This is a genomic window from Flavobacterium sp. HJ-32-4 (genome assembly GCF_022532105.1).
GTDB lineage: Bacteria > Bacteroidota > Bacteroidia > Flavobacteriales > Flavobacteriaceae > Flavobacterium.
This window is the reverse complement of the sequence record NZ_CP092832.1, coordinates 475945-497865: the sequence shown is the minus strand read 5'-3', so window position 1 is coordinate 497865 and position 21921 is coordinate 475945. Positions and strand designations below refer to the sequence as shown.

Here is a 21921-nt window from a genome sequence, read left to right as displayed (position 1 = left end):
TATACTGGGTATACCACTATAGCGACAACAGGAAACGTGTGAGGTTCTCATCGCCCGGCAGTTGTAATTTGCGTCGGAGTCGGTAACGTGCGGTCTTTACACTGTCGGGCGAAATATTAAGGATGCCTGCCATTTCTTTGGTTGACAGATTCAGCCGGATAAGGGCGCATAGCTTGAGGTCATTTTGGCTGATACCGGGATACAATTCGCGGAGGCGGGTATAAAAATGAAGGTTCAGACCTTCAAAGTAAGTATCGAAATCTTCCCAGTCATAGCCGTGGGAGAAATGGCGGTTGACCATCCGCTGTAGTTCAGTGGGTGAAAGTGTACGGCCCGCTCCGGCGGAGGCGCGTAGTTCCTCTGCGAATTCGTTTTTGCGTTGCATCTGCAAGGTGATGGCACTGAGTTGGCTCTCACGGTGCTCCAGATCCGCTTTATATTGGTGTTCCCGTAGGGCTTTTTCAGCTTCCATGGACGTAACAAGTGCGTTGCGGATGGCCAGCAATTCACGGTCTTTCCGCCTGATTTTCCGCAGCACTACAAAACCCACGGCAGCGCCGGCCAGCAATACGATCAGGGCGCCACTTAATAAAAGATTGGTTAGGCGCGCCACTTCGCGCTCCTTTGAAACGAGCGCCAGTTCCCGCTCTTTCTCCGCCAGGCCAAATTGCACTTCCATTTCCCGCACCGCCCTTTCACTTTCCGCCGAGAACACCGAATCCTTCAATTGGATCACCCGACGTTGCCATTCAAGGGCGTCCTCCACATGGCCCTGTGCCGCCGCCCATTCTGCCAGACCTTCGAGCGCCCGCAGCTCAAACTGCCGATCCGACAGTGACTGCGCCAGCCGGTAAGCGGTCTGCAGGTGTTGAAGGCCCCGTTGCGGGTCCCGGTGTCGGGTTTCCGCCTTCCCCAGGGCGAGCAGCGTAGCAACCTCTGCCTGGCGGTTGTGGGTTTTGGAGGCAATCGCCCAGGCAGTTGACAGCGACGAAAAAGCCGCGTCCGGGTTTTGGTTCATCTGGAGAAGCGCCAAACGGGTGTACGCACCGGGAAGGTAGGCGTATTGACGCGAAGAGCGGAAATCGTCAAGCGCCTTCTGGTAATACACAACCGCCGTATCTACCTGCCCCTGGTTTTCAAAGTAGCGGCCGATGCTCAAACGGGCCAGGCATTTTGTGCCGGTCGTATCGCGTTCGAGCAGGGTGAGGGCCTGCCGGCTCCACTGCAATGCCTGTACCGATTTTCCCTGGCGTTCACGGATGGTCGCCATGAGTTGGAGGCAACGCCCGCGGCCGACACGGGCCTCGTGTCCCGTCGTTGTTTTCTCGTATAAGTGGAGCGCTTCTACCGCATAAGCCATGCCCTTTTCGGGACGGCTGCCGTAGGATGCCATTCCCAGAAAAAGCGCGGCCTCGGCCTGAAGACGGTCGTCATGCCGTAACCGTGCGTCGCGATAGGTCTCCCAAAAACAACGAATAGCCACGCTGTCGTTGTCAGTAACAAGTGCGCGCCATCCTTCCCGTAACCGGGCGGTTGACTGGGCTGACGAGGAAAACGTGAGCAGGGTGATGGCGAACAGGAGGGCATAACGCATGTGGGCAAGTTCCAAAAAATAACCCAATGAACGTTTATTCCCGGATCGTACCACCGTAGACAAAAGGTAGACGTCATTTAGGTTTTCTTTATTACTTGCTAACGGATACAACACGTACTTTTAAATAAAACAAAGAAAATCAAAATGATAGGAAGATGGGACGACAATTGTTTTTTTACATAGACGATGATGAAGACGACCGACGGTTTTTTCAGGAGGCACTAAAGGACGATATGTCGGTTACGGTCCTGAGCTTTGAATCGTTCCAGGAGGCGCTTGAGGCCGCACGCACATCGCGTCCCGACCGGATTTACTTCGATTTTTGGGTGCCTGGGATGACCGCTACCCAGTTTCTCCGGACGCTGTCTGACCAAATGGATATATCCGGCATCCCCCTTCATTTGCTTTCGGGAACCGAAGTGCCGCCCTTTTTCGAGGAGCTGTTTGATCGCTACGGTGTATCCTATCATCTCAAACCCAATTCGATTTCGGATCTCCGTCAGTTATTGCGCAGCACGTACGGCGAGGAGGCATTTTGATAGCTCAACCCACCTGAAAACTACTTACATCGGTAGCGAGTATGATTTACGGCGGGAGCCGACCCTCAGTGTAAACGGATTTTTACGGGGACCCCTATACTTTGTCGGCTCCACGATACACCAAAAAGAAAAGCGGCCCACAAGCCGCTTCCCTACATCTAATAACCTTCAAAACTATCCCTCAAGGGGTATCGCGGCAGCAACAAGGCGCCGTGATTGGATAAAGGTACTAGAGGTAGGCGCACGCGCGATAAAAAAAGGGTAGGTGTGGCGGTTGGGTTCGTTAGAGTGCGTAACGTACGGATAAGTGCGGGGTTTCTTTCGTCACATCCCGCCTGCAATACTTTCTCCAAATCGTGTAAAAGGTTCCCGTCATGGCGACGCTAATTTTGGTCTATACTAATTCGATAAAGATCATTGCCATGAAAAAATTCCATTCTTACTTACTGGCTGCAGCAGGATGCGTAGCCTTCAGTTCGTGTTCAAGTGACGACGACGGCGGAAACAACGTCAGCGCCGACCTTACCGGTACTTATGAACTCACCTCAGCTACTACGGGCCAGGCCCAGGACTATGATAACGACGGCGATAGTTCCACCAACCTCGTGCTCGAAGGGAACTGTTATAACGATTCGTGGATCAGTTTCCACAGTGACGGCACCTATGAAGAAGGCATGTCGCGCACAACCAGCTCTAACGCAGGAACGCAAATCGATTGCGACACCAGCATCACATCGGGCACCTGGACGCAAAACGGCAGTCAGGTAACGACAACGTCTTCTGCTAACGTAACGGCGACGTATTCCTTCAACTCTAGTTCACACACCCTTACCCGCACCGAAAGCAACGCCCAATATGTAGGGTGGAACAGCGTGTCGCGCCTTTGGGCCAACCTGACCGGAAACGTACAGTTGACATTCGAAAAATATACGGATGACGAAGACGATAACGGAAACGGACAGGATGATGACGACAACACCAATACGGATGCCGGTGTCTTCAGCAACTTTAACCTGACGGCTTTTATCGTTGGACAAGCACAAGACCTTGACCTTGACGGTGACAGTTCGACCAACCTGGCGAACGAGACCAATTGTTACGGAAACTCTACCATCAAGTTCCGCGCTGACGGTACCTACGAACGCAATTATTCGTATAGTGTGTTGAATATGGCTAACCTGTCATTAGATTGTGAAACCACGACTACAACCGGAAATTACACCCGCATCGGTGACGAAATTTTCACGAGAAGCGCCAATGGCAGCATCAACGGACGTTTCCAGATTGGGTCAAACGGTAAAATCACGGGTGCATGGGACAATGCCGAATACCCATCGTATAACACGGCGACCCAGTTGTGGTCAACCCTTACGGGAAATGCAGCGCTGGAATTTGAGCGCTCAGGCCCGGCCAACTAAAAGATCCCCCTTAAAATTGCTATGTTAGTGAAAGGTCCCTTCGGGGGCCTTTTTTCATGGACGGTATCGTGTAACAATCGCCGCCCCTCGTGTAAGGTGGCCCGTAGCCGTGGAGGTACCTTTGCTGCATACAATAAAAACCCCACTATGAAAAGATTTTCTATTTTGGCCCTTATGATGGTTGGATGCTTCGTTGCATCGTGTAATGAAGAAAATGACAATTCTATTGCTGACTTTGTCGGTACCTACGACTTGACAGAATACAATGCCCCGATGGCTATGGATTATGATCAGGATGGAGACAGTTCGGTGAATCTAGCAACCGAGAGCACCTGCTTCAATTATTCCACTATAACCCTCTACCCGAACGGTACCTACTCAATGCGATACAACGGTGTAAAGATTGTAGACGGAACCTCTACCTGCTCGGCCGTTTTGAACACCATGGGCACCTGGACGTATAACGCCAACATCGTTACCGCAACGCCAAACGGTATCGGTGCCCCGATGAAGTGGGAATGGACATTCGGAACCAGGACCCTGACCAGCACTTCGACCGACGTCGAGTATCCTTCGTATAACAGTGCGACCGACGTCTACAGTTATGCAACCGGCACTACCTCGACGGTCTATACGATGCAATAACAGCAATCAAAGAAAAAAGGAAGGCTGCGTTTATTCGCGGCCTTTTTTATTACATGTCCTGCTCTTTTCCCTTCTCAAAGAAGTTGACGTAGAAAAAGGATTCTGAGTCCAGCCCGGCGTTTAAAAGACTCGATCGCAACGTATCTTTTTCGTCTGCTGACAACGCCGTTCCGGATGTTTCCAGGAAGTCAATGAAGTCGTTAACATGCTCGAATCGAAAGCTCAATCGGTTGTTTAGGGAATAAGGCGTGAAATTGTACGCCAATGGTTTTCCGCCGGTAGAGGAGGCGGGCAGATGGAAACCTTCCTGGAGAAGGAGGTCGAGAAGCGGTTGGAAGTGGGACATGGAGGAGATTTAGCGTGAATAATGAAGGAGTAAGGAGCAAGGAGCAAGGAACCAAGAACCAAGAACTAAGAACCAAGAACTCTGAACTCTCAACCCTGAACCCCTAACCTTCCTTCAAGTTACGACGTAAAACGAAAAAAGCCCTCATATCGAGGGCTCTTCCGTGTTATAAGAAAACCATGTTTTACCAGATTTTGACGCGTTTTTCCGGTGCTAGATACATCTTGTCGCCGGGCTTCACGTTGAAAGCGGTGTACCACTCTGGAATATTCCGCAGGATGCCGATTACCCGGAAGTGATCAGGCGCGTGTGGATTGGTGGCCACCAGTGTGCGCAGGTACTCGTCGCGCATTTTGCTCAGCCAGCTTTGGGCATAGCCGATGAAAAAGCGTTGGTCGCCTGAAAAACCGTCGATTTTAGGAGCGGTTTTGCCGTTGAGGCTCATTTGATAGGCTTTGTAGGAGATGCCGCAGCCGCCGAGGTCACCGATATTTTCACCTTGTGTATAGGTGCCGTTTACGTTCAGGTCGGGAAATACCTTAAAGGCATCGTATTGTCCGATCAGCGCCGCGGTCTTTTTCTGGAAGGCCGCCCGGTCTTCTTTTGTCCACCAGTCACGCATCACGCCATCACCGTCAAAACCACTGCCCTGGTCGTCAAAACCATGCCCGATTTCGTGTCCGATTACCGCGCCGATACTGCCATAGTTGACCGCCGGATCCGCCTCGGCATCGAAGAAAGGCGGTTGCAGGATAGCTGCCGGGAATACGATCTCGTTCCAAAGCGGGTTGTAATAGGCATTGATGGTCTGTGGATTCATCGTCCACTCGCTTTTATCGACCGGTTTGCCCAGTTTTTCAAGTTGCCGTTGGTATTCGAAAACCGACGAACGCATCTGATTGCCGAAGTAGTCGTCTTTTTTTACCTCCAGTTTGGCATAATCGCGCCATTTGTCTGGATAGCCGATCTTGACCGTGATTTTCGAAAGTTTGTCAAGCGCCTCTTTCTTGGTCGCAGGCGTCATCCAATCAAGATTTTCGATGCTGCTTTTGTAGGCCTTCAGCAGGTTGTCAACCAGATCTTTTACCTGGTCTTTGGCTTCCGGCGAGAAGTGTTTCTTTACATAGACCTGTCCGACAATTTCACCCAGTGAACCGTTGACCGCCTCTACCGCACGACGCCACATTGGCTTTTGTTCGGTGATACCATAAAGTGTTTTATCGTAGAAATCGAAGTCTTCTTTATCAAGGGCCGACGTCAACGAGCCCGAGGCCGCGTGCAGGGCACTCCATTTCAGCCAGGTCTTCCATACATCGATTGGCGTCTGGGTCATAATGCCATCGAGGGCTTTTACGTAGTTTACCTGGCAGATGGTGATGTCGGTGGCATTGGTCACACCGGCGCTTTTCAAATACAACGACCAGTTGAAGGTAGGCGACAGCGTCTTGAGGTCGGCCACCTTAAACTTGTTATACAACAATGTCGTTTGCCGGGTTTCCTCTTTCTTCATGTGCTGTTGCGCCAGTTTGGTCTCAAAGGCCAGGATGTTGCGCGCGCTTTCTTCTCCGCCCGTCCATCCGGCCAGTTGCATCATGCGGGTGATGTGCGCCACATATTTGTCGCGGATTTCCTTTGACTTCGCATCCGTGGCGACATAATATTCGCGTTCCGGAAGACCCAGTCCGCCCTGCCATACATACAGCATATTTTTCGTCGGATCCTTGAAATCGCCAATTATACCCAGGCCTATCGGCGTACCGAACCCGGTGGCGTTGGCAGCACCGAAATAGGCGGCGAGGTCATCATAGGTTTTAATTGCGTCGATTTTGGCAAGTTCCGGTTGCAACGGCGTAAGTCCTTTGGCATCACGTCCTTTTACATCGAGGAAGGAGGCGTAGAAGTCACCGATTTTCTGCTCGTTCGAACCGTCAGCGAAGTCCCCTTTCGCGGCTTCTTCAATGATAGCCTTCACGTTTTCCTGGGCTTTGTCGTCGAGCATTTCGAATACGCCATACGCTGCCTTATCGGCCGGAATCTTGTTTTTCTTTACCCAACCGCCGTTCACATAGGCGTCGAAATCATCGCCGGGTTTCACCAGCGTGTCCATGTTGGCGAGCAATACGCCCGATTTTAGTTTTTCGTCTTTCCCGCAGGAAGCGAGCACCAAGGCCGCGGCTGCTGCGATGGCGATGTTCTTTTTAATCATGCTGTTTTACTTGGTGTTAAACGTTTCCGAACCCGGAAATCCCGAGGCGAAATTACGTAACTTTATGAGACTACCCTATTTACAATTCGTTACAACCTCTTTTAAGCTTGATCAACCAATGTGTGTATCGTGCGCTCCTCACGCGAGGATCGAAGCCTATGTTAAATAGTACCCTACCCGTCAATTTAACGGTTGTGTAAGAGGCTTTATCCTATATTACAAATTGCTAATTGTTCCTATTAATGTCAGACCGTCTTCGTGAAAAACTGAACATCCTCGCCGATGCCGCCAAATACGATGTCTCGTGTTCGTCAAGTGGCAGCAACCGTCGCAATACCAACAAAGGACTTGGGGATGCGAATGGTGCCGGGATTTGCCATACGTATACGGAAGACGGACGCTGCGTGTCGCTGCTCAAAATCCTGTTGACGAACCATTGCATCTACGACTGCGCCTTTTGTGTATCACGGAAAAGCAATGATGTGAAACGGGCGGCTTTCACCGTAGAAGAGGTTGTCGAGCTGACGATGGGTTTTTACCGTCGGAATTACATCGAAGGACTCTTCCTGAGTTCGGGCATCTTCAAAAATGCCGATTACACGATGGAACGACTGGTTCGGATCGTCAAGAAACTGCGGTTGGAGCACCGGTTCAACGGCTATATCCACCTTAAAACCATTCCGGGTGCGAGCGAAGAATTGCTGACGGAAGCGGGGCTTTACGCCGACCGGATGAGCATCAACCTCGAAATGCCAACAGAGGCCGGACTCAAGCTTCTCGCGCCCGACAAATCGCATGAGGAAGTCAAGAAGCCACTCGGTTTTATCCGCGGCAGTATCGAACGGCTGCAGGACGAACGTAAGGTCATCCGGAGCACACCCAAGTTCGTGCCAGCCGGCCAAAGTACGCAGATGGTCATCGGTGCCACGCCCGAAAGCGACATGGAAATCATGTACAGCGCCGACCAATACTACCGCAATTTCGACCTGAAAAGGGTGTATTACTCCGGTTACATTCCCATCAGCCATGACACACGCATGCCGGTCATTGGCACCCAACCGCCCTTGCTTCGGGAAAACCGCCTGTACCAGACCGATTGGCTGATGCGGTTTTATGGTTTCGATGTGAAAGAATTGCTGAATCCGGCGAATCCGCATCTGGACGTCGATATTGACCCGAAATTGAGTTGGGCGCTTCGCAACCTCGACCAGTTTCCGGTGGATGTCAATACCGCCGATTACCGGATGATCCTGCGTATTCCGGGAGTTGGCGTGGGTTCGGCGAACAAAATCGTGATGGCACGGAAGTTCGGCCGGTTGCGATCCGACCAACTTCGAAAATTGGGTATCTCCTGGAACCGCGCCAAACATTTCATCCGTTGTGCCGACAGCGTCATGCAACTCACCGAACCCGAAGCATTTCGGATCAAATATGAAATTTTGACCGAAAGCCAGAGCAAATACCTTAAGGTGCCGCAAAACCAACTTTCGCTTTTCGGATGACGACCTTCGTGTGCGACGGCTCGTTCGACGGCCTGATGACGGCCCTTTTCGATTTTTACCAATTGCGGCCCGGCCCCGTTAAGGTCGTACCAAAAGCGGTGTTCGAACCCACGTTGCTCGGATCGGAGCACGAGGTGGTAACCGATGAGGCGAAGGCGTCGCGGGTGTGGGAAGGACTGCGGAAAAAGCTCGATACGACCTGGCTGCAACGGATGCATTATGCGTTTTTATCGGAGTCACCCGTCGCGTACCAACAGCTTTTTGATTTTGCGCGCTACATCTTCGACCATGCCGAAGGCGCGTCGGCCAATTTCGGAAACGAGTCGGTACGGGCCGTGCAGCAGTGGGCGCAGATGGTATCGCGCGAACGCCATCGTATGAAAGCCTTTATCCGGTTTCAGGAGACCATGGAAGGAACATTTTATGCGCCCGTTGAACCCGATTTCAATGTCTTGCCTCTGATCGCCACCTTTTTCCGCGACCGCTACGCTGACCAGAAGTGGATCATTTATGACATCCGGCGGAAATACGGACTTTACTATGATCTGGAAACCGTGACGCAGGTAACGTTTGAGGAAACGCCCCAGGTCAGTCCCACTTCTGATGTGCTTTCCGACAAAGAAGACCTGTTTGGCCTGATGTGGAAGGATTATTTCAAAAGCACCAACATCCCCGCACGTCGCAATCTTAAACTCCACATCCGGCATGTGCCGAAACGCTATTGGAAATACCTTACGGAGAAGCGTTGATTCCGTTTGTAGGGTTTCCTTTTTGGAAGTAGACAGTGGTGCCCGATAAGAGAAACCTTCCTAATACCAGCTATTTTACACCGCTTCGCAATCGTTTTCTTCCACAAAAATTCTTAAAGGATTCCGAAAATCGTAACGGTCATTACCAAACTTGTGTACTTTTGGCTGCAAATGCGGACCCTCGTTTCGATACTATCCCTTCTTTTTATCCTGGTAGGCAAAACCAGCTACGCCGGGGTAAGCACTTCTTTTGACCGAAGCCTGACGACGGTAACGGTGGAAAAGGAAAAGGGTCCGGCCTGGCACGCTGACACCGAGAGGCCCGTTTCACTTGATGAGGCGGACCTGGACGTAAGTGAGGAAACCGCCTTCGATCACGATTACGACGGTTCCGACGCAGCTTTTGCATCGCTTTACCTTCTTCGGGATGACTGGCTACGGCAGTATGTAGCACCCTCCCTGGGGTTGTTCACACCGTCTCCGGTTGTGGATACCCGTATTGTTATCCCTTCCCTCCCTATTTATTTGCAGAATCGGGTACTCCGAATCTGAAAAAACGCTGACATCGGCCGAAACCGTGGGTTTTCCCGCGTATCCTGATGGGGCGTAGTACGTCTTTCTGACATCGTGATGTGCGGACCTGCGAACGGTCGATTCCTTTTCCACCGAAATCTCCTGCTGCGGCAGGACCTGAATCGCTTAATTTCCATCACACATCATGAAAAAAATGCTTGCTTTGGGCCTGGTTGCCCTGTCGTGCCTGTATAGTTGTACGACGAAAACCGAAGAGAAAGAAGAGGCGTTCCACTACACCGCCACGAGTCCGGTGGCCATCGACACCGCCTTCACAAAAGAGTATGTTTCCCAAATCCGTTCGGTGCGGAACATCGAAATCCGGGCCCAGGAAAAAGGGTACCTCCAGAACATTTACGTCGATGAGGGGCAGTTTGTGCACGAAGGGCAGTTGCTTTTCCGCATTATGCCCAAAATCTATGAAGCCGAACTGCTGAAGGCTAAAGCGGAGGCGAAGGCGGCCGAAATCGAGTTGCAGAATGCGCGTACGCTCGCCTCAAAAAACATTGTTTCGAAGAACGAGCAGGCCGTCGCACAGGCGCGTCTTGACCAGGCCAACGCTGAAATGGCGCTGGCGAAACTCCATTTGTCGTTTACCGAAATCCGTGCACCTTTTTCTGGCACGATCGACCGCCTACCGATGAAGCTGGGCAGCCTGATCGACGAAGGGGAGTTGTTGACGACGCTGTCGGACAACAGCAATATGTTTGCGTATTTCAATGTATCCGAACCAGAATACATCAGCTACCAAACCGATGTCAAAGACCGCGGCAGCCGCAAAGTCATCCTGTTGTTGGCCAACGGACAGCCTCTTTCCGCTAAAGGGGAAGTGGAAGTCATCGAAGGGGAATTTGACAACGAAACCGGAAACATCGCGTTTCGGGCCAAGTTTCCGAACCCTGACCGACTGTTGCGCCACGGCGAAACCGGCAAGGTGTTGCTGACCATCCCGCTCAAAGGGGCGTTGCTTATCCCGCAGAAAGCTACTTATGAGATCCAGGATAAGAAATACGTGTTCGTCATCGGCAACGACCACAAAGTGCATTCGCGCGAAATCACCGTGCGAGGGGAACTTCCGGATATTTATGTCGTAGAGGGCGGAATCGACTCCCGCGATAAAATCGTACTCGAAGGGGTGCAGAAAGTGAAAGAAGACGAGAAAGTCGAATTCACGTTTGAGGATCCGCACGAAGTGATCCGTCACCTGAAGCTCAAAGCGGAATAAGTCATCCTAAAAAGAAACCTCGTATGTTCAATAAGTTCATAGAGCGTCCGGTCTTATCGATCGTGATTTCGCTCATCATCACCTTTATGGGTGTGCTGGCCCTCGTGCAGCTACCCGTCACCCAGTTCCCGTCGATCTCGCCTCCGAAAGTGAATGTCGTGGCCGAGTATCCGGGAGCGAACAACGAATTAATGATCAAATCGGTCATCATCCCGCTCGAGCGTGCCATCAATGGTATCCCGGGCATGAAATATATGGCTGCAGATGCCGGTAACGACGGGGAAGCGACCATCCAGGTAGTGTTCAACCTCGGCACCGATCCGAACGTGGCGTCGCTCAACGTGCAGAACCGGGTTGCCTCAGTGGTCAACAAACTTCCGCCGTTGGTCGTGCGAGAAGGGGTGAAGATCAGCCGGGAGGAATCCAACATGCTGATGTATGTGAACCTGTATAGTACCGACCCGCATACCGACCAGAAATTCCTGTTCAACTTCGCCGACATCAACGTGCTGTCGGAGTTGAAGCGGGTAGATGGTGTAGGATACGCCGACATCCTCGGTAACCGCGAATACGCCATGCGGATCTGGCTCAAGCCCGACCGGATGCTGGCCTACAAGATTTCAACCGACGAGGTGATGGAAGCGCTTGAACAACAGAGCCTTGAAGCCTCGCCGGGAAAAACGGGCGAAAGTTCGGGTAAGCGGTCGCAGTCGTTTGAATACGTATTGAAATACACCGGCCGTTTCACCACCAAAGAGCAGTATGAAAATGTCATATTGCGGTCTACGCCGGATGGCGAAATCCTTCGACTCAAAGATGTGGCGGATATCGAATTCGGAAGTTCGATGTATGACATCTATTCCAACCTGAACGGGCGTCCTTCGGCGGCGATCGTACTGAAGCAGTCGTATGGCAGTAACGCCAGCCAGGTTATCAAGGATGTCAAGGCGAAACTAGCCGAGATCAAGGCAGCGTCGTTTCCGAAGGGGATGGATTATGAAATCAGTTACGACGTTTCGAAGTTCCTCGATGCCTCGATTGAAAAGGTGATCCACACCCTTGTGGAGGCTTTTATACTCGTCGGCCTCGTGGTCTTCCTGTTCCTTGGCGACTGGCGTTCGACGCTGATTCCGGCCATCGCCGTTCCGGTGTCGCTCATCGGTACGTTTATGTTCATGCAATGGTTCGGTATCACGCTGAACCTGATTACCCTTTTTGCCCTCGTGTTGGCCATCGGTATCGTAGTTGACAATGCCATCGTCGTGATTGAGGCGGTGCACTTCAAGATGGAAACCAAGCACCTGAAACCACTGGAAGCGACGCAGGAAGCCATGCATGAGATTGCGGGTGCGATCATCGCGATCACGTTCGTTATGGCGGCGGTGTTCATACCCGTGGCGTTCATGTCGGGTCCGGTCGGGATTTTTTACCGGCAGTTCTCCATAACCATGGCGACCTCCATTATCCTTTCGGGTGTCGTGGCCCTTACGCTGACGCCGGCACTTTGTGCAATGATGCTCAAGAATACCCATGGGCAGTTCAAGAAAAAGTCGGTTGTCAACCGCATCGTAGGGGCGTTCAACAAGTGGTTTGACAAACTGTCGGATCGCTACCGCCTGCTGTTGATGCGCATCATCACGCGGCGTACGGTCACCTTCGGGATGCTGATCGCGTTTTGTGTGGGCATCTGGTTCTTTAACGGGCGCGTGCCATCGGGCTTTATTCCCAACGAAGACCAGGGGATGTTCTATGCGGTGATCCAGACACCACCGGGCTCTTCGCTCGAACGGACGAATGAAATATCCGAACGCCTGCAGAAGATTGCCGAGAAAATGCCGGAAGTGCAATCGGTTTCGTCTTTGGCAGGATATGAGATCCTGACGGAAGGTACGGGCGCGAATGCCGGTACGTGTCTTATCAACCTCAAAAGCTGGGAAGACCGCGACAAATCGGTGCAGGAAGTCATTGAAGAACTCGAAGCCAAATCGAAAGACATCGCAGGTGCTACCATTGAATTCTTCCAACCACCTGCCGTTCCGGGCTATGGTGCGGCCGGCGGTTTCGAGTTGCGTGTGCTGGATAAGGCTGGCTCGGGCGATTACAAGAAAATGGAAACGGTGAGCAATGAACTGGTGGCGGCGCTCAATAAACGGCCGGAACTATCGTCGGTGTTCACGTTCTATAGCGCGAGTTTCCCGCAGTTCTTACTGCATGTTGACAATGATCTGGCCCAACAGAAAGGCGTGAGTATCGAGAATGCGATGAACACCATGTCGACCCTAGTGGGAAGTAACTATGAAATCAGTTTTATCAAATTCGGACGGCAATACAAAGTAATCGTGCAGGCGGCGCCGAACTATCGGGCGCTTCCGGAAGACATCCTCAAACTGTATGTGAAGAACGACCGGGATGAAATGGTGCCGTTCTCAGCGTTCATGCGGATGGAAAAGGTATACGGACTTTCCGAAATCACGCGGCAGAATATGTATAACGCGTCGGAGATTTCAGGATCGGCCGCACCGGGTTACAGTTCGGGTGAAGCCATCAGGGTGATCAACGAAGTGGCAGCCAAAACCCTACCCCGCGGCTTCGGTATCGACTGGGCGGGTATCTCGAAAGATGAGGTCGCGCGGGGGAATGAAGCCATTTACATCTTCCTCATCTGTTTGGCCTTCGTTTACCTGATTCTGGCCGCACAGTATGAGAGTTTCATTTTGCCGTTCGCGGTAATCCTATCGCTCGTTGCGGGTATCTTTGGCGCCTTCCTGTTGCTGTCGGCGCTCGGACTCGAGAACAACATCTACGCGCAGGTCGCCATGATCATGCTTATCGGACTCCTCGGTAAGAATGCGGTGTTGATCGTGGAGTTCGCCGCGCAGAAACACAAAGACGGACTTACGGTCTTCGAGGCGGCGCTGGAAGGTGCGGCCACCCGTTTCCGTCCGATCCTGATGACGTCGTTCGCGTTTATCGCCGGACTGGTACCACTCGTATTGGCATCCGGACCCGGTGCACTGGGTAACCGCACCATTGGCTCGGCCGCGGCCGGCGGGATGTTGATCGGAACCGTATTCGGGGTCTTGCTCATCCCCGGGCTGTATTACCTGTTTGCCAGTGTTTCCGAGCGCAATCCGATGATTGACAACGAGAATGAGAATCCGTTAACCGAAGAAATCGACCACAATGTATAAGTCACGTAGTTTTCTATATGCCCTTCCGGTGATACTGGCGCTTGCCATCACCGGATGTAAGGCCCCTAAAATCGCCACCTCGGCGGCTAATACCCCTCTTCCTGATTCGTTTGGTGTCACGAGCGATACCACGAACATGTCGGCCGCCAGGTGGCGTGATTTCTTCAAAGATCCGAACCTGGTGGGGTTGATTGATACCGCGCTCCAGAACAACCAGGAGCTGAACATCACTTTACAGGAGATTGAAATCGCGAAAAACGACATCCGCATCCGCAAAGGCGCGCTGCTGCCTACGGTAGGGGTGAAGGCCGGCGCCGGACTCGAAAAGGTCGGGCGCTACACCAGCCAAGGTGCCGGTGACGCGTCTACCGATATTACACCCGGCCAGGAAGTGCCGGATCCGTTGGCGGATTTTGGCGTGGCGGCCTACGCGAACTGGGAAGTGGATATCTGGAAGAAACTTCGCAATTCAAAGAAAGCGGCTGTTGAACGTTATCTGGCTACTGTAGAAGGGAAGAACTTCGTTGTTACGAACCTCATTTCGGAGATTGCCGAATCGTATTATGAATTGCTTGCCCTTGACAACCAATTGGACATCGTACGGCAAAACATCGCGATACAGCAAAACGGACTCGAGATCGTAAAGGTACAGAAGGAAGCCGCGCGGGCCACGGAGCTCGCGGTGCAGAAGTTCGCGGCCGAGGTCAAGTCGTCGCAGAGCCTTGAGTTCGACATCCTTCAACAAATAAAGGAAACCGAAAACCGCATCAATTTCCTGCTCGGACGGTATCCCCAACCGATTGTACGAAGCAGTACGCAGTTTACCGACCTCGTGCCATCGGAAGTAAAAGTGGGTGTTCCTTCGCAATTATTGGCAAACCGCCCCGATATCCGGCAGGCGGAACTGGAACTTGAGGCAGCCAAACTCGACGTGAAAGCCGCCCGCGCGGAGTTTTATCCGTCGCTTGATATTTCGGCGGCGCTGGGCCTGCAGGCGTTCAAACCGTCGTACCTGTTCCGGTTCCCTGAGTCGGTATTGTATTCACTTACCGGTGATTTGGCCGCCCCGTTGATCAACCGTAACGCCATCAAGGCCGAGTATAAAAACGCCAATGCCCGTCAGTTGCAGGCGTTGTATGAATACGAGCGTACGATATTGAACGCCTACCTTGAAGTGTCGACCCAACTGTCAAGGATCGATAATCTGGGAAAAAGCTATGATTTGAAGTCACAGCAGGTATCGGCCCTTACGACGTCGATTGACATTTCGAATGACCTTTTCCGGTCGGCGCGTGCGGACTATCTGGAAGTGTTGATGACGCAGCGGGACGCGCTTGAGGCGAAATTGGAACTCGTTGAGACCAAAAAAGCACAGCTTACGGCTGTAGTCATGATTTATAGGGATCTTGGTGGAGGATGGAAATAAGCAAGATCCTTGGAGAGCCGGTTAACGCCGGCTCTTTTTTTATCGGGACAGGATATCCTCAAAAGATATTTCTTACAAAATATAAAAAGGTATATTTGTATCCCCCAGATCGCATGTAGGAATAGACAGGACGGTAAACCCCTTAGCCGAGATGCGTTGGATTTTTCGTAGTACATACGTTTGCCGATTGGCACTTCGCGGTAGCCGATTGGTTTTATCTTCACGCCAGACGGGCTGTATCATTATGGCGCTTCTGGTGGTCGGTCTTTTTTCGGGAAGCTGCCAAAAGCAACGCAAGCAGCACGATCCGTTAGTATACTATTTGCATCACTTTACGCCAGAAGAGGCGCGGCAGTATCTGGCCACCCATGGCAAAGACGATTCTCTATACACCATCGCGCTTTTGAATGCCGAGTTTAATGCTGTTTTCATGTCGGGTCGTCCGAATGCGGGCAGGATAATGGAATTGGATTCCCTTTTAGAGCAAGATGCGACGCCCACCCAAAAGGGGATTTTACACCTTTTGAAAAGTGGCGAGCGTTTTGGGAAGGATTACTACCAAAGTTACCGCGAGGCACGGACGGCGGCTGACATATTCGAGACGACTAAAGATACAGACGCACTTTTCTACGCCTATCGCAATCTGGCCTATCGCTACCCAACCGATGCGGGCATGAGCCGTATGGGTAATAAAGACGACACGCGCTATTACCGCATTAAGTATCTCAACCTTGTTAAACACTCAAAAAAGCCGAATCACCAGTTATCGTATTGCTTTACGTTATTGAACGATGATACGATTTGTGCCCAGCCTGTTGAACACTATGAGCGCCTGGCGCGTCAAGTTATGAAACTGGCAAAGGAACAGGGTGTGGCTGAGCGCTATGTGTCGAGTACGCGATTGGCTATAAGCGCAATTTATCAACGAAAAGCGCTGCAGTCGAAGGTAGACTCCATGCTAGAGTTGCGGCAACGGGACGTCCGTCCTGATTACCAATACCTTGATGTATTCGATATGACCCGGCATTCTTCCGTCAAAGACAATCCATCGAGGTACGCCGATTATATAGAAAAGGCCATTAAAACCTACCAGAAAAACCATAACGACAACCCGAATTTCCTCGTGACGGCCTACGGCACGCTTGAGAAGAATTATGTGCTACAGGGAGATTACAAGAAAGCGTATTACTATAAAGGATTAAAAGATAGCCTGGCAAATGCCTTAGACATCATGCTGGCCGAAAGCCGGATGGCGAATGTAGAAGGGGAATTCAAACTGAAACAGAAGGAAACCGAGGTGACCGCGGCCCGAAAGTCGCAGATGCGGCTTTTGGTTTTCTCCCTCATCACAGGTGTGTTGGCGGTGATAGCAGGCCTACTCGGCTACTATAACTACCGTTCACGTCGCCGGATAGAAGCGCTCTACGAGCGGGACAGCGACATCAAACGCGTGATATCCCACGACGTACTCTCGCCATTGGCTTCCCTGGAAATGCTCAACCGACGCCTGCTTCCGACGATTGAAGATGGGAAGCCCGCGACGGATATCATTCGCAGGCAACAGCTATACATTCAAAACATCAGCGCCTTATGTCACAATTTGGTAGGATGGCTGTGGCATGGTAAATCCGACCGACCGCAGGCCACCAACCTGAAGCCGTTGCTTGATGACCTGCTTTTTGAGTTGGACGGATTTGTGTCTTCGTATGAGGCGTCGATTACAGTGGAATTTGAAGGGGATGTCGCCAACGACTTCGTGACCGATCCCAACGCGTTGCGGACGGTGTTGCGGAACCTGTTGACCAATTCACTCCGTCATGGCAAGACGAAGACAGCGGTCGTTCGGTGTGAAAAGGTCGGGAAGACTATACGACTGGTGTTGCGCGATGATGGAACGCCGATAGACGAAGAACTGGCAGAAACCCTGCATCGACTATTGAATGGCAGGTCCGACGGGAAAAGTATGTCGGGTCTCGGACTGTATCTCGCGGGTAAGTTCCTGACTTCCTTAAAAGGGCGCTATACGATTATGCCTTCCGCACAGCCGCCATTCCACAATGACCACATCGTAGAGATTCCGGCAGGGTATCGTCCTGCCTAGTGATTTCCGTTACCACCTGTTCCGATGCTTCGGGAGCATCTGGATCCAATAAAAAAACCGCCCTTACAAGAGCGGTTTCCGGTAGCCTCGCCGGGAATCGAACCTGGATCTAATGTTTAGGAAACATCTATTCTATCCGTTGAACTACGAGGCCGGTTTGCGGGCGCAAAGATACGACAATTATAGCAAAAAGACGAGATACGGGGAGAGCTGCGGAAAATGGGAATCCTTTCATTATTTCGTTACCTGCCTGTATTCGATGGCATCGTCGGGCAACACCCGTTTCGGGCCTTTCCACAGTTGCAAGTATGCCCTGAGGTACGAGACGTTGTCGGACGTGCCGACAAATTTGTCCAAATAAGGCCAGGGAACGGAGGGATTCTCGTGATGGGCCCGGTGGAGGTTGAAATTGAGATAGAATAATTCAAATGGCCGGCTCAGACGATAATTGTGGGCTCCGTGCACGACGGATCGGGAGGCAAAGGCATGGCTGACATAGTTTTGGGACGACCATACGAAACCGTGAAAAAGGTACATGAGCACATAATGTCCGATATTCAGATTCAGGCAAAGGATTAGACCAACGTGGAAGCAAAGGGTCACCGCGCTTTCGATACGGATGTTGCGATATCGGGTACTGCCGGGATCGGTGCCACTGACAAGTTCCGACAGTTCGCCTGTGTTTTTCACCAGCGTTCGCATCACACGCCGGGGTAGCAGGGCAAAAGCAAAAACCGCGATTACGACACTGATCCACTTGAAACCGATGTTGATTAAAAAGAAACTGATTCTCTTGAACCACCTTTCGTCATCGGCGTAATAAAGGTCAATCAGTTCATAATCGGTCCGGTTGTTTTTGTGGTGGTTGAGGTGTGCTTTCTGTATAAAGGTAAAGGAGGAAAAAAACAGCGTGGATAACGAAACACCCAAGTAATAGTTGAGTTTGGGGTTTCGCGCTGCCATATGATGTTCTGCTTCGTGAATAAGTGAGTAGGCCGGGATTAGCAGCACGCCGAACAGCAGGCATGCGATGAGAAATACGACATTGAGCCCTGCATTTCTTCCTCCGATGACCAAGAGTATGGTGAGCAGGCAAATCAGCACCAACGAAAGCGTTACATTGATACGTTCGGGGATGGGGTATTTTCTATCTTTCTTTTTTCGCATGACGCATGGTTTTCAGGTGGTATACGCGTTGTCTCATTTCATCCATGGCGTCATGGTCGCTGCTTGCAACGGACTTGAAAGCGCAACCGAAGACCAGCCCGACATGGGTATTCCGTTTGGCAAAAAACTCTCTCACGACGAACAGCAGTCCGAGTTTGGTGTTTATCGTGTTCACCAGGTAAAAAAATGGGCTGTTTTTTATGTCTATAAAAACCGGCACGACCGGCACGCCTGATTTTCGGATAAACTTTACGCACACGTCGCTCCAATCAAAATCGCGGATGGTCAGTCGGGTGCCCTGCAGGCGCGACACATCACCGGCCGGGAAAAAAACCACGATTTCATTGTTGGCCAGGCTTCGGATAATCTCCCTGAACCCTTTATAACTTGTCTGCCGTTTCGCGGTGTCGTCGAAAGGATTTACATAAATAAGGTGGTCGCCAAGCGCCTCATGAATCGGCGTAAATTCACCGAGGAGGTAGTTCACGACGACTTTTACTTTTTTACCCTGCTTTAGTAGCACATCGATTATGGTAAGGCCGTCCAACAGTCCGGTCGGATGGTTGGCCACGATGATGAGTGGCGTATCACTTCGAAAAACGCCCTCATCAACAAATACCGGGTTGGTTGCCATTCCCAGTTTTTCGAATACAAAATCGATAAACGCGGCGCCCTTTCGGCCTCCTGTTTCGTGTAACAGCAGATCAAGACGTTTTAATCCGAGCGCCCGGAATGCCATACGGATGAACGTTTTCGACAGCGTATTTGTGAACCCGGCTTTCCGGAAGGACGATTCATAGAGGTCCATTTTTCAGCATTATGGCGTTTTCGAATGTGTCAACGGCATACTTGTATTGTACCACAAACCCGAACTGGCTGAAGTACCGGATGTTTTTCTCGCCCTGGGTCGTGATTACCATATGTCCGTCGTGACCGCGTAGAAAAATGGATATGGCTTTTATTCCGATTCGAAATTGTTGGCTTTCCGATGTAACCGCCAGCAGGCAGCAGTGCCAGAAGGGAAAGTCGCGCTGCATTTCCCTGAGGTAGCGAATGTTCCTTTTGGAAATTTCCCACAAACGCCTCCATTCACCTATACTGCTAAAAAAGGGGAGGAAAATAATCCTGCTTGTAATCAGATCCATGAGGTTCGGAGAAAGGTATTTTGACGGCAGGCAGGTAAAGGTACCCGCTATTTTCGCATGGTGATAGATTACGTACGTCCCTCCGTGCCGGGCATACCATCTCACCATGCAGGTCATCAGCCGCCTCAGTTTTCGTTCCCTTGAGGATGCGTTGTTGAAGACGTAGAAATAGGCACTGTTTTTCATCATCGATGTTGTCAGCAGCCGGGCGATTTCGTCAATCTGTTCCTTCTGTATGGTTTTTATAACAATATCCGAGTCGTTCAATTCCTCCTGTATACCTGCACATTCCATAATTGCGTGGTTTCCTTCATTACCAAGTCCTGATATTGGTCCGTCACCGTAGTATATCCATCAGAAAGCGGATGGGTTACACGCAGGTTGCCGCGAACCACAACAAGCCCACCTGGTTCGATTTTTTCGGATAGTTCTCTCAGATATGTCACTTCGGCATCTCCTTTCATAAACGACGGAACATCGGAAAGAGAAAGAAATGAAGCGGGTTCTTCGCTGTTGGCAATGACGTCGATGATATTACCCTGTATATACCGCACCTGGGTGCTACGGACACCCTGTTTTATTCGCTCAAACAGTTCAGGGTCGGCTTCAATCAGATAGCCCTCTTTGAACTTCAGGTGGCCCCAAAAAGCCATTTGCGCAAAGAAACTGCTTCTTATGGGTATGTGATCGAACAGGCTTGAGAAGATACGGTTAAAATTCTGGTACGTAGAACCCTCGATATTCTTTTTTGGGAAATCGCCCTTATAAAGAATGGAGTTTAAAACCGTTGAGTTTCCCAACAAAAACAGCACCAATTTCCAACGCAGGCGCGGAAATTTGTTATGTAAATACGACCGTTGCCCGTCAAGCGATTCGGTAAAAAAAAGACCTCTTCCCTTGCGTCCTGTTATCAGTCGGTTGACGCCGGATAACTGGATGAGCATCTTTTCGAATTTTCCCATATAGATAATCCTGCGCCATCCGTTCTGCCCTAAAAAGGCGTGGAGAAACGTCCTCGCGTCATCTGAAAGCACAATCCGGTCAAACATTCGTTGTCGCTCCGTGGGGGTACTATCGGTTTCCGAGTAACCCCAGAAAGCGCAGAATTCCTCATGGGTCAGCGCTTTTATCGATTCTATCCGCAATTCGGTTATATATAACTGCTCTTTTAATATGTCTACGCAGTTAATGATGCCCGGAGTTTTCGCAAAGAGAGGAAGAACACGCCCGCCGCTGCCTGCAATGGCAAAGACGTTTTTGCTGTTGGGTGGGCACAAGGCCAACTCAAGGCTCGTGTCTTCGTCGCCCAGCGTATAGTTCAGCGCGTTGAAGTACTTTCTTTTCATGCCCCGACCAGGCTATTCAGGAAGTGATACCGGCTTTCACCACCGTTTTTCAGGTTGAGGTACTCCTCTAACACACTGTCGAGCATTTTTGATTGCAGGGATAGCGAGGTTTTCAGTACCTTTTCAACGGCCTGCCAGTCGTCGTCTGTTTTACAAAATTCGTTGATCATCTCGTCTATTTCCTCGGCGTGCTTCTCGTCGATAGTAGCATGTGAAACGAGGAATGTCATCTGGCTTTTCTGAAGGTTGAGCGTTGTTTGCACCCGCTCCATTAGCGCCCGGATATATTGATAGGAATCTTCCGCCCAGAAACTATACCCCAGCCGTTGCAGGTAATTTCCGTTTGTGGATATCCAATACAGATAGGCTATAAATACTTCCGTGTCGGGATGCGGCTCAGGCATACGGAAACTGTCTTTTGCCAGCCCGAGGCTCAGTAGGTCGTGCAGGGCCATCATTTCATGCCCGGTTTCCTCTTCCGCGTGCTCAAAACAGAACTTGATGTACTTAAAGACTTTTTCTTTCATATGTGCCCCCACCAACGCCTGGTGTTTCGGGTTATGCATCACATAGTGGTAGGTTTCGATAAGGTAGATTCCATAAAAACGCGCATCAAACGTGTCGTGTAGGATGAAATGGGCCCATTTCGCTTGTTCCAGTATGTTGGCCCATTCGGTGTCCCTTGTTCTTTTTAGTTCGAGGAATCTGGATGTAGTCGATTTGTTTTCAATGGTTTGTGTTGTCATTT

18 protein-coding genes and 1 tRNA gene are annotated in these 21921 nt (G+C 51.0%); 10 read left to right on the top strand and 9 right to left on the bottom strand.

Annotated elements, in window-relative coordinates:
* Positions 1-16 precede the first annotated feature (16 nt).
* Positions 17-1594: a hypothetical protein gene (locus tag MKO97_RS01895; RefSeq protein ID WP_241104383.1), complete on the bottom strand. Its 1578-nt coding sequence runs from the start codon at positions 1592-1594 to the stop codon at positions 17-19.
* A gap of 155 nt (positions 1595-1749) precedes the next feature.
* Between MKO97_RS01895 and MKO97_RS01890 the strand changes: the two genes are divergently transcribed.
* The 3 genes from MKO97_RS01890 to MKO97_RS01880 all read left to right on the top strand — a co-directional run bounded on the left by MKO97_RS01890 (position 1750) and on the right by MKO97_RS01880 (position 4196).
* The gene (locus MKO97_RS01890; protein WP_241104382.1) at positions 1750-2133 is read left to right on the top strand and encodes a response regulator; all 384 of its coding nucleotides are present in this window, start codon (positions 1750-1752) and stop codon (positions 2131-2133) included.
* Between the two features lie 422 nt (positions 2134-2555).
* The gene (locus MKO97_RS01885) at positions 2556-3551 is read left to right on the top strand and encodes a hypothetical protein (RefSeq protein ID WP_241104381.1); all 996 of its coding nucleotides are present in this window, start codon (positions 2556-2558) and stop codon (positions 3549-3551) included.
* Between the two features lie 147 nt (positions 3552-3698).
* Positions 3699-4196, top strand: a complete 498-nt coding sequence (locus MKO97_RS01880) for a hypothetical protein (protein ID WP_241104380.1) — start codon at positions 3699-3701, stop codon at positions 4194-4196.
* Between the two features lie 49 nt (positions 4197-4245).
* Here the strand turns inward: MKO97_RS01880 and MKO97_RS01875 are convergent, their stop codons facing one another.
* A complete protein-coding gene (locus tag MKO97_RS01875) occupies positions 4246-4542 on the bottom strand; it encodes a hypothetical protein (RefSeq protein WP_241104379.1) in 297 nt (98 codons plus the stop codon).
* A 184-nt stretch (positions 4543-4726) separates the two neighbouring features.
* On the bottom strand, positions 4727-6748 hold the full coding sequence (locus tag MKO97_RS01870) for a M13 family metallopeptidase (protein WP_241104378.1): 2022 nt from the start codon (positions 6746-6748) through the stop codon (positions 4727-4729).
* A 242-nt stretch (positions 6749-6990) separates the two neighbouring features.
* Between MKO97_RS01870 and MKO97_RS01865 the strand changes: the two genes are divergently transcribed.
* From MKO97_RS01865 to MKO97_RS01835, 7 genes are all read left to right on the top strand, one after another.
* On the top strand, positions 6991-8250 hold the full coding sequence (locus MKO97_RS01865; protein WP_241104377.1) for a putative DNA modification/repair radical SAM protein: 1260 nt from the start codon (positions 6991-6993) through the stop codon (positions 8248-8250).
* The gene (locus MKO97_RS01860) at positions 8247-8999 is read left to right on the top strand and encodes a TIGR03915 family putative DNA repair protein (protein ID WP_241104376.1); all 753 of its coding nucleotides are present in this window, start codon (positions 8247-8249) and stop codon (positions 8997-8999) included. The genes MKO97_RS01865 and MKO97_RS01860 overlap by 4 nt, the downstream gene beginning before the upstream one ends.
* Positions 9000-9170: 171 nt before the next feature.
* Complete coding sequence (locus MKO97_RS01855; RefSeq protein WP_241104375.1) at positions 9171-9551, top strand: hypothetical protein; 381 nt, start codon at positions 9171-9173, stop codon at positions 9549-9551.
* A 166-nt stretch (positions 9552-9717) separates the two neighbouring features.
* On the top strand, positions 9718-10797 hold the full coding sequence (locus MKO97_RS01850) for an efflux RND transporter periplasmic adaptor subunit (protein ID WP_241104374.1): 1080 nt from the start codon (positions 9718-9720) through the stop codon (positions 10795-10797).
* Between the two features lie 23 nt (positions 10798-10820).
* Positions 10821-13988, top strand: a complete 3168-nt coding sequence (locus tag MKO97_RS01845; protein ID WP_241104373.1) for an efflux RND transporter permease subunit — start codon at positions 10821-10823, stop codon at positions 13986-13988.
* Positions 13981-15414, top strand: a complete 1434-nt coding sequence (locus tag MKO97_RS01840; RefSeq protein WP_241104372.1) for a TolC family protein — start codon at positions 13981-13983, stop codon at positions 15412-15414. The genes MKO97_RS01845 and MKO97_RS01840 overlap by 8 nt, the downstream gene beginning before the upstream one ends.
* Before the next feature lie 187 nt (positions 15415-15601).
* A complete protein-coding gene (locus MKO97_RS01835; protein ID WP_241104371.1) occupies positions 15602-17515 on the top strand; it encodes a sensor histidine kinase KdpD in 1914 nt (637 codons plus the stop codon).
* Positions 17516-17597: 82 nt separating this feature from the next.
* On the opposite strand, the gene MKO97_RS01830 is transcribed toward MKO97_RS01835, so the two are convergent.
* The 6 genes from MKO97_RS01830 to MKO97_RS01805 all read right to left on the bottom strand — a co-directional run bounded on the left by MKO97_RS01830 (position 17598) and on the right by MKO97_RS01805 (position 21919).
* Positions 17598-17669 (bottom strand) — tRNA-Arg (locus MKO97_RS01830).
* A gap of 80 nt (positions 17670-17749) precedes the next feature.
* Positions 17750-18682: a fatty acid desaturase gene (locus MKO97_RS01825; protein WP_241104370.1), complete on the bottom strand. Its 933-nt coding sequence runs from the start codon at positions 18680-18682 to the stop codon at positions 17750-17752.
* On the bottom strand, positions 18663-19490 hold the full coding sequence (locus MKO97_RS01820; protein WP_241104369.1) for a 1-acyl-sn-glycerol-3-phosphate acyltransferase: 828 nt from the start codon (positions 19488-19490) through the stop codon (positions 18663-18665). The genes MKO97_RS01825 and MKO97_RS01820 overlap by 20 nt, the downstream gene beginning before the upstream one ends.
* Positions 19477-20121, bottom strand: a complete 645-nt coding sequence (locus tag MKO97_RS01815; RefSeq protein ID WP_241104368.1) for a hypothetical protein — start codon at positions 20119-20121, stop codon at positions 19477-19479. The genes MKO97_RS01820 and MKO97_RS01815 overlap by 14 nt, the downstream gene beginning before the upstream one ends.
* Positions 20091-21173, bottom strand: a complete 1083-nt coding sequence (locus MKO97_RS01810) for a DUF3419 family protein (RefSeq protein ID WP_241104367.1) — start codon at positions 21171-21173, stop codon at positions 20091-20093. Before MKO97_RS01810 ends, MKO97_RS01815 begins: the two co-directional genes overlap by 31 nt.
* Complete coding sequence (locus MKO97_RS01805; protein WP_241104366.1) at positions 21170-21919, bottom strand: iron-containing redox enzyme family protein; 750 nt, start codon at positions 21917-21919, stop codon at positions 21170-21172. The genes MKO97_RS01810 and MKO97_RS01805 overlap by 4 nt, the downstream gene beginning before the upstream one ends.
* Between the last annotated feature and the right edge of the window lie 2 nt (positions 21920-21921).

Coding starts and splice junctions, on each gene's coding strand:
- MKO97_RS01860 (WP_241104376.1), top strand. CDS start 8,247: ATGACGACCTTCGTGTGCGACGGCTCGTTCGACGGCCTGATGACGGCC.
- MKO97_RS01890 (WP_241104382.1), top strand. CDS start 1,750: ATGGGACGACAATTGTTTTTTTACATAGACGATGATGAAGACGACCGA.
- MKO97_RS01850 (WP_241104374.1), top strand. CDS start 9,718: ATGAAAAAAATGCTTGCTTTGGGCCTGGTTGCCCTGTCGTGCCTGTAT.
- MKO97_RS01895 (WP_241104383.1), bottom strand. CDS start 1,594: ATGCGTTATGCCCTCCTGTTCGCCATCACCCTGCTCACGTTTTCCTCG.
- MKO97_RS01805 (WP_241104366.1), bottom strand. CDS start 21,919: ATGACAACACAAACCATTGAAAACAAATCGACTACATCCAGATTCCTC.
- MKO97_RS01885 (WP_241104381.1), top strand. CDS start 2,556: ATGAAAAAATTCCATTCTTACTTACTGGCTGCAGCAGGATGCGTAGCC.
- MKO97_RS01815 (WP_241104368.1), bottom strand. CDS start 20,121: ATGGAATGTGCAGGTATACAGGAGGAATTGAACGACTCGGATATTGTT.
- MKO97_RS01865 (WP_241104377.1), top strand. CDS start 6,991: ATGTCAGACCGTCTTCGTGAAAAACTGAACATCCTCGCCGATGCCGCC.
- MKO97_RS01880 (WP_241104380.1), top strand. CDS start 3,699: ATGAAAAGATTTTCTATTTTGGCCCTTATGATGGTTGGATGCTTCGTT.
- MKO97_RS01840 (WP_241104372.1), top strand. CDS start 13,981: ATGTATAAGTCACGTAGTTTTCTATATGCCCTTCCGGTGATACTGGCG.
- MKO97_RS01845 (WP_241104373.1), top strand. CDS start 10,821: ATGTTCAATAAGTTCATAGAGCGTCCGGTCTTATCGATCGTGATTTCG.
- MKO97_RS01810 (WP_241104367.1), bottom strand. CDS start 21,173: ATGAAAAGAAAGTACTTCAACGCGCTGAACTATACGCTGGGCGACGAA.
- MKO97_RS01875 (WP_241104379.1), bottom strand. CDS start 4,542: ATGTCCCACTTCCAACCGCTTCTCGACCTCCTTCTCCAGGAAGGTTTC.
- MKO97_RS01870 (WP_241104378.1), bottom strand. CDS start 6,748: ATGATTAAAAAGAACATCGCCATCGCAGCAGCCGCGGCCTTGGTGCTC.
- MKO97_RS01820 (WP_241104369.1), bottom strand. CDS start 19,490: ATGGACCTCTATGAATCGTCCTTCCGGAAAGCCGGGTTCACAAATACG.
- MKO97_RS01855 (WP_241104375.1), top strand. CDS start 9,171: ATGCGGACCCTCGTTTCGATACTATCCCTTCTTTTTATCCTGGTAGGC.
- MKO97_RS01825 (WP_241104370.1), bottom strand. CDS start 18,682: ATGCGAAAAAAGAAAGATAGAAAATACCCCATCCCCGAACGTATCAAT.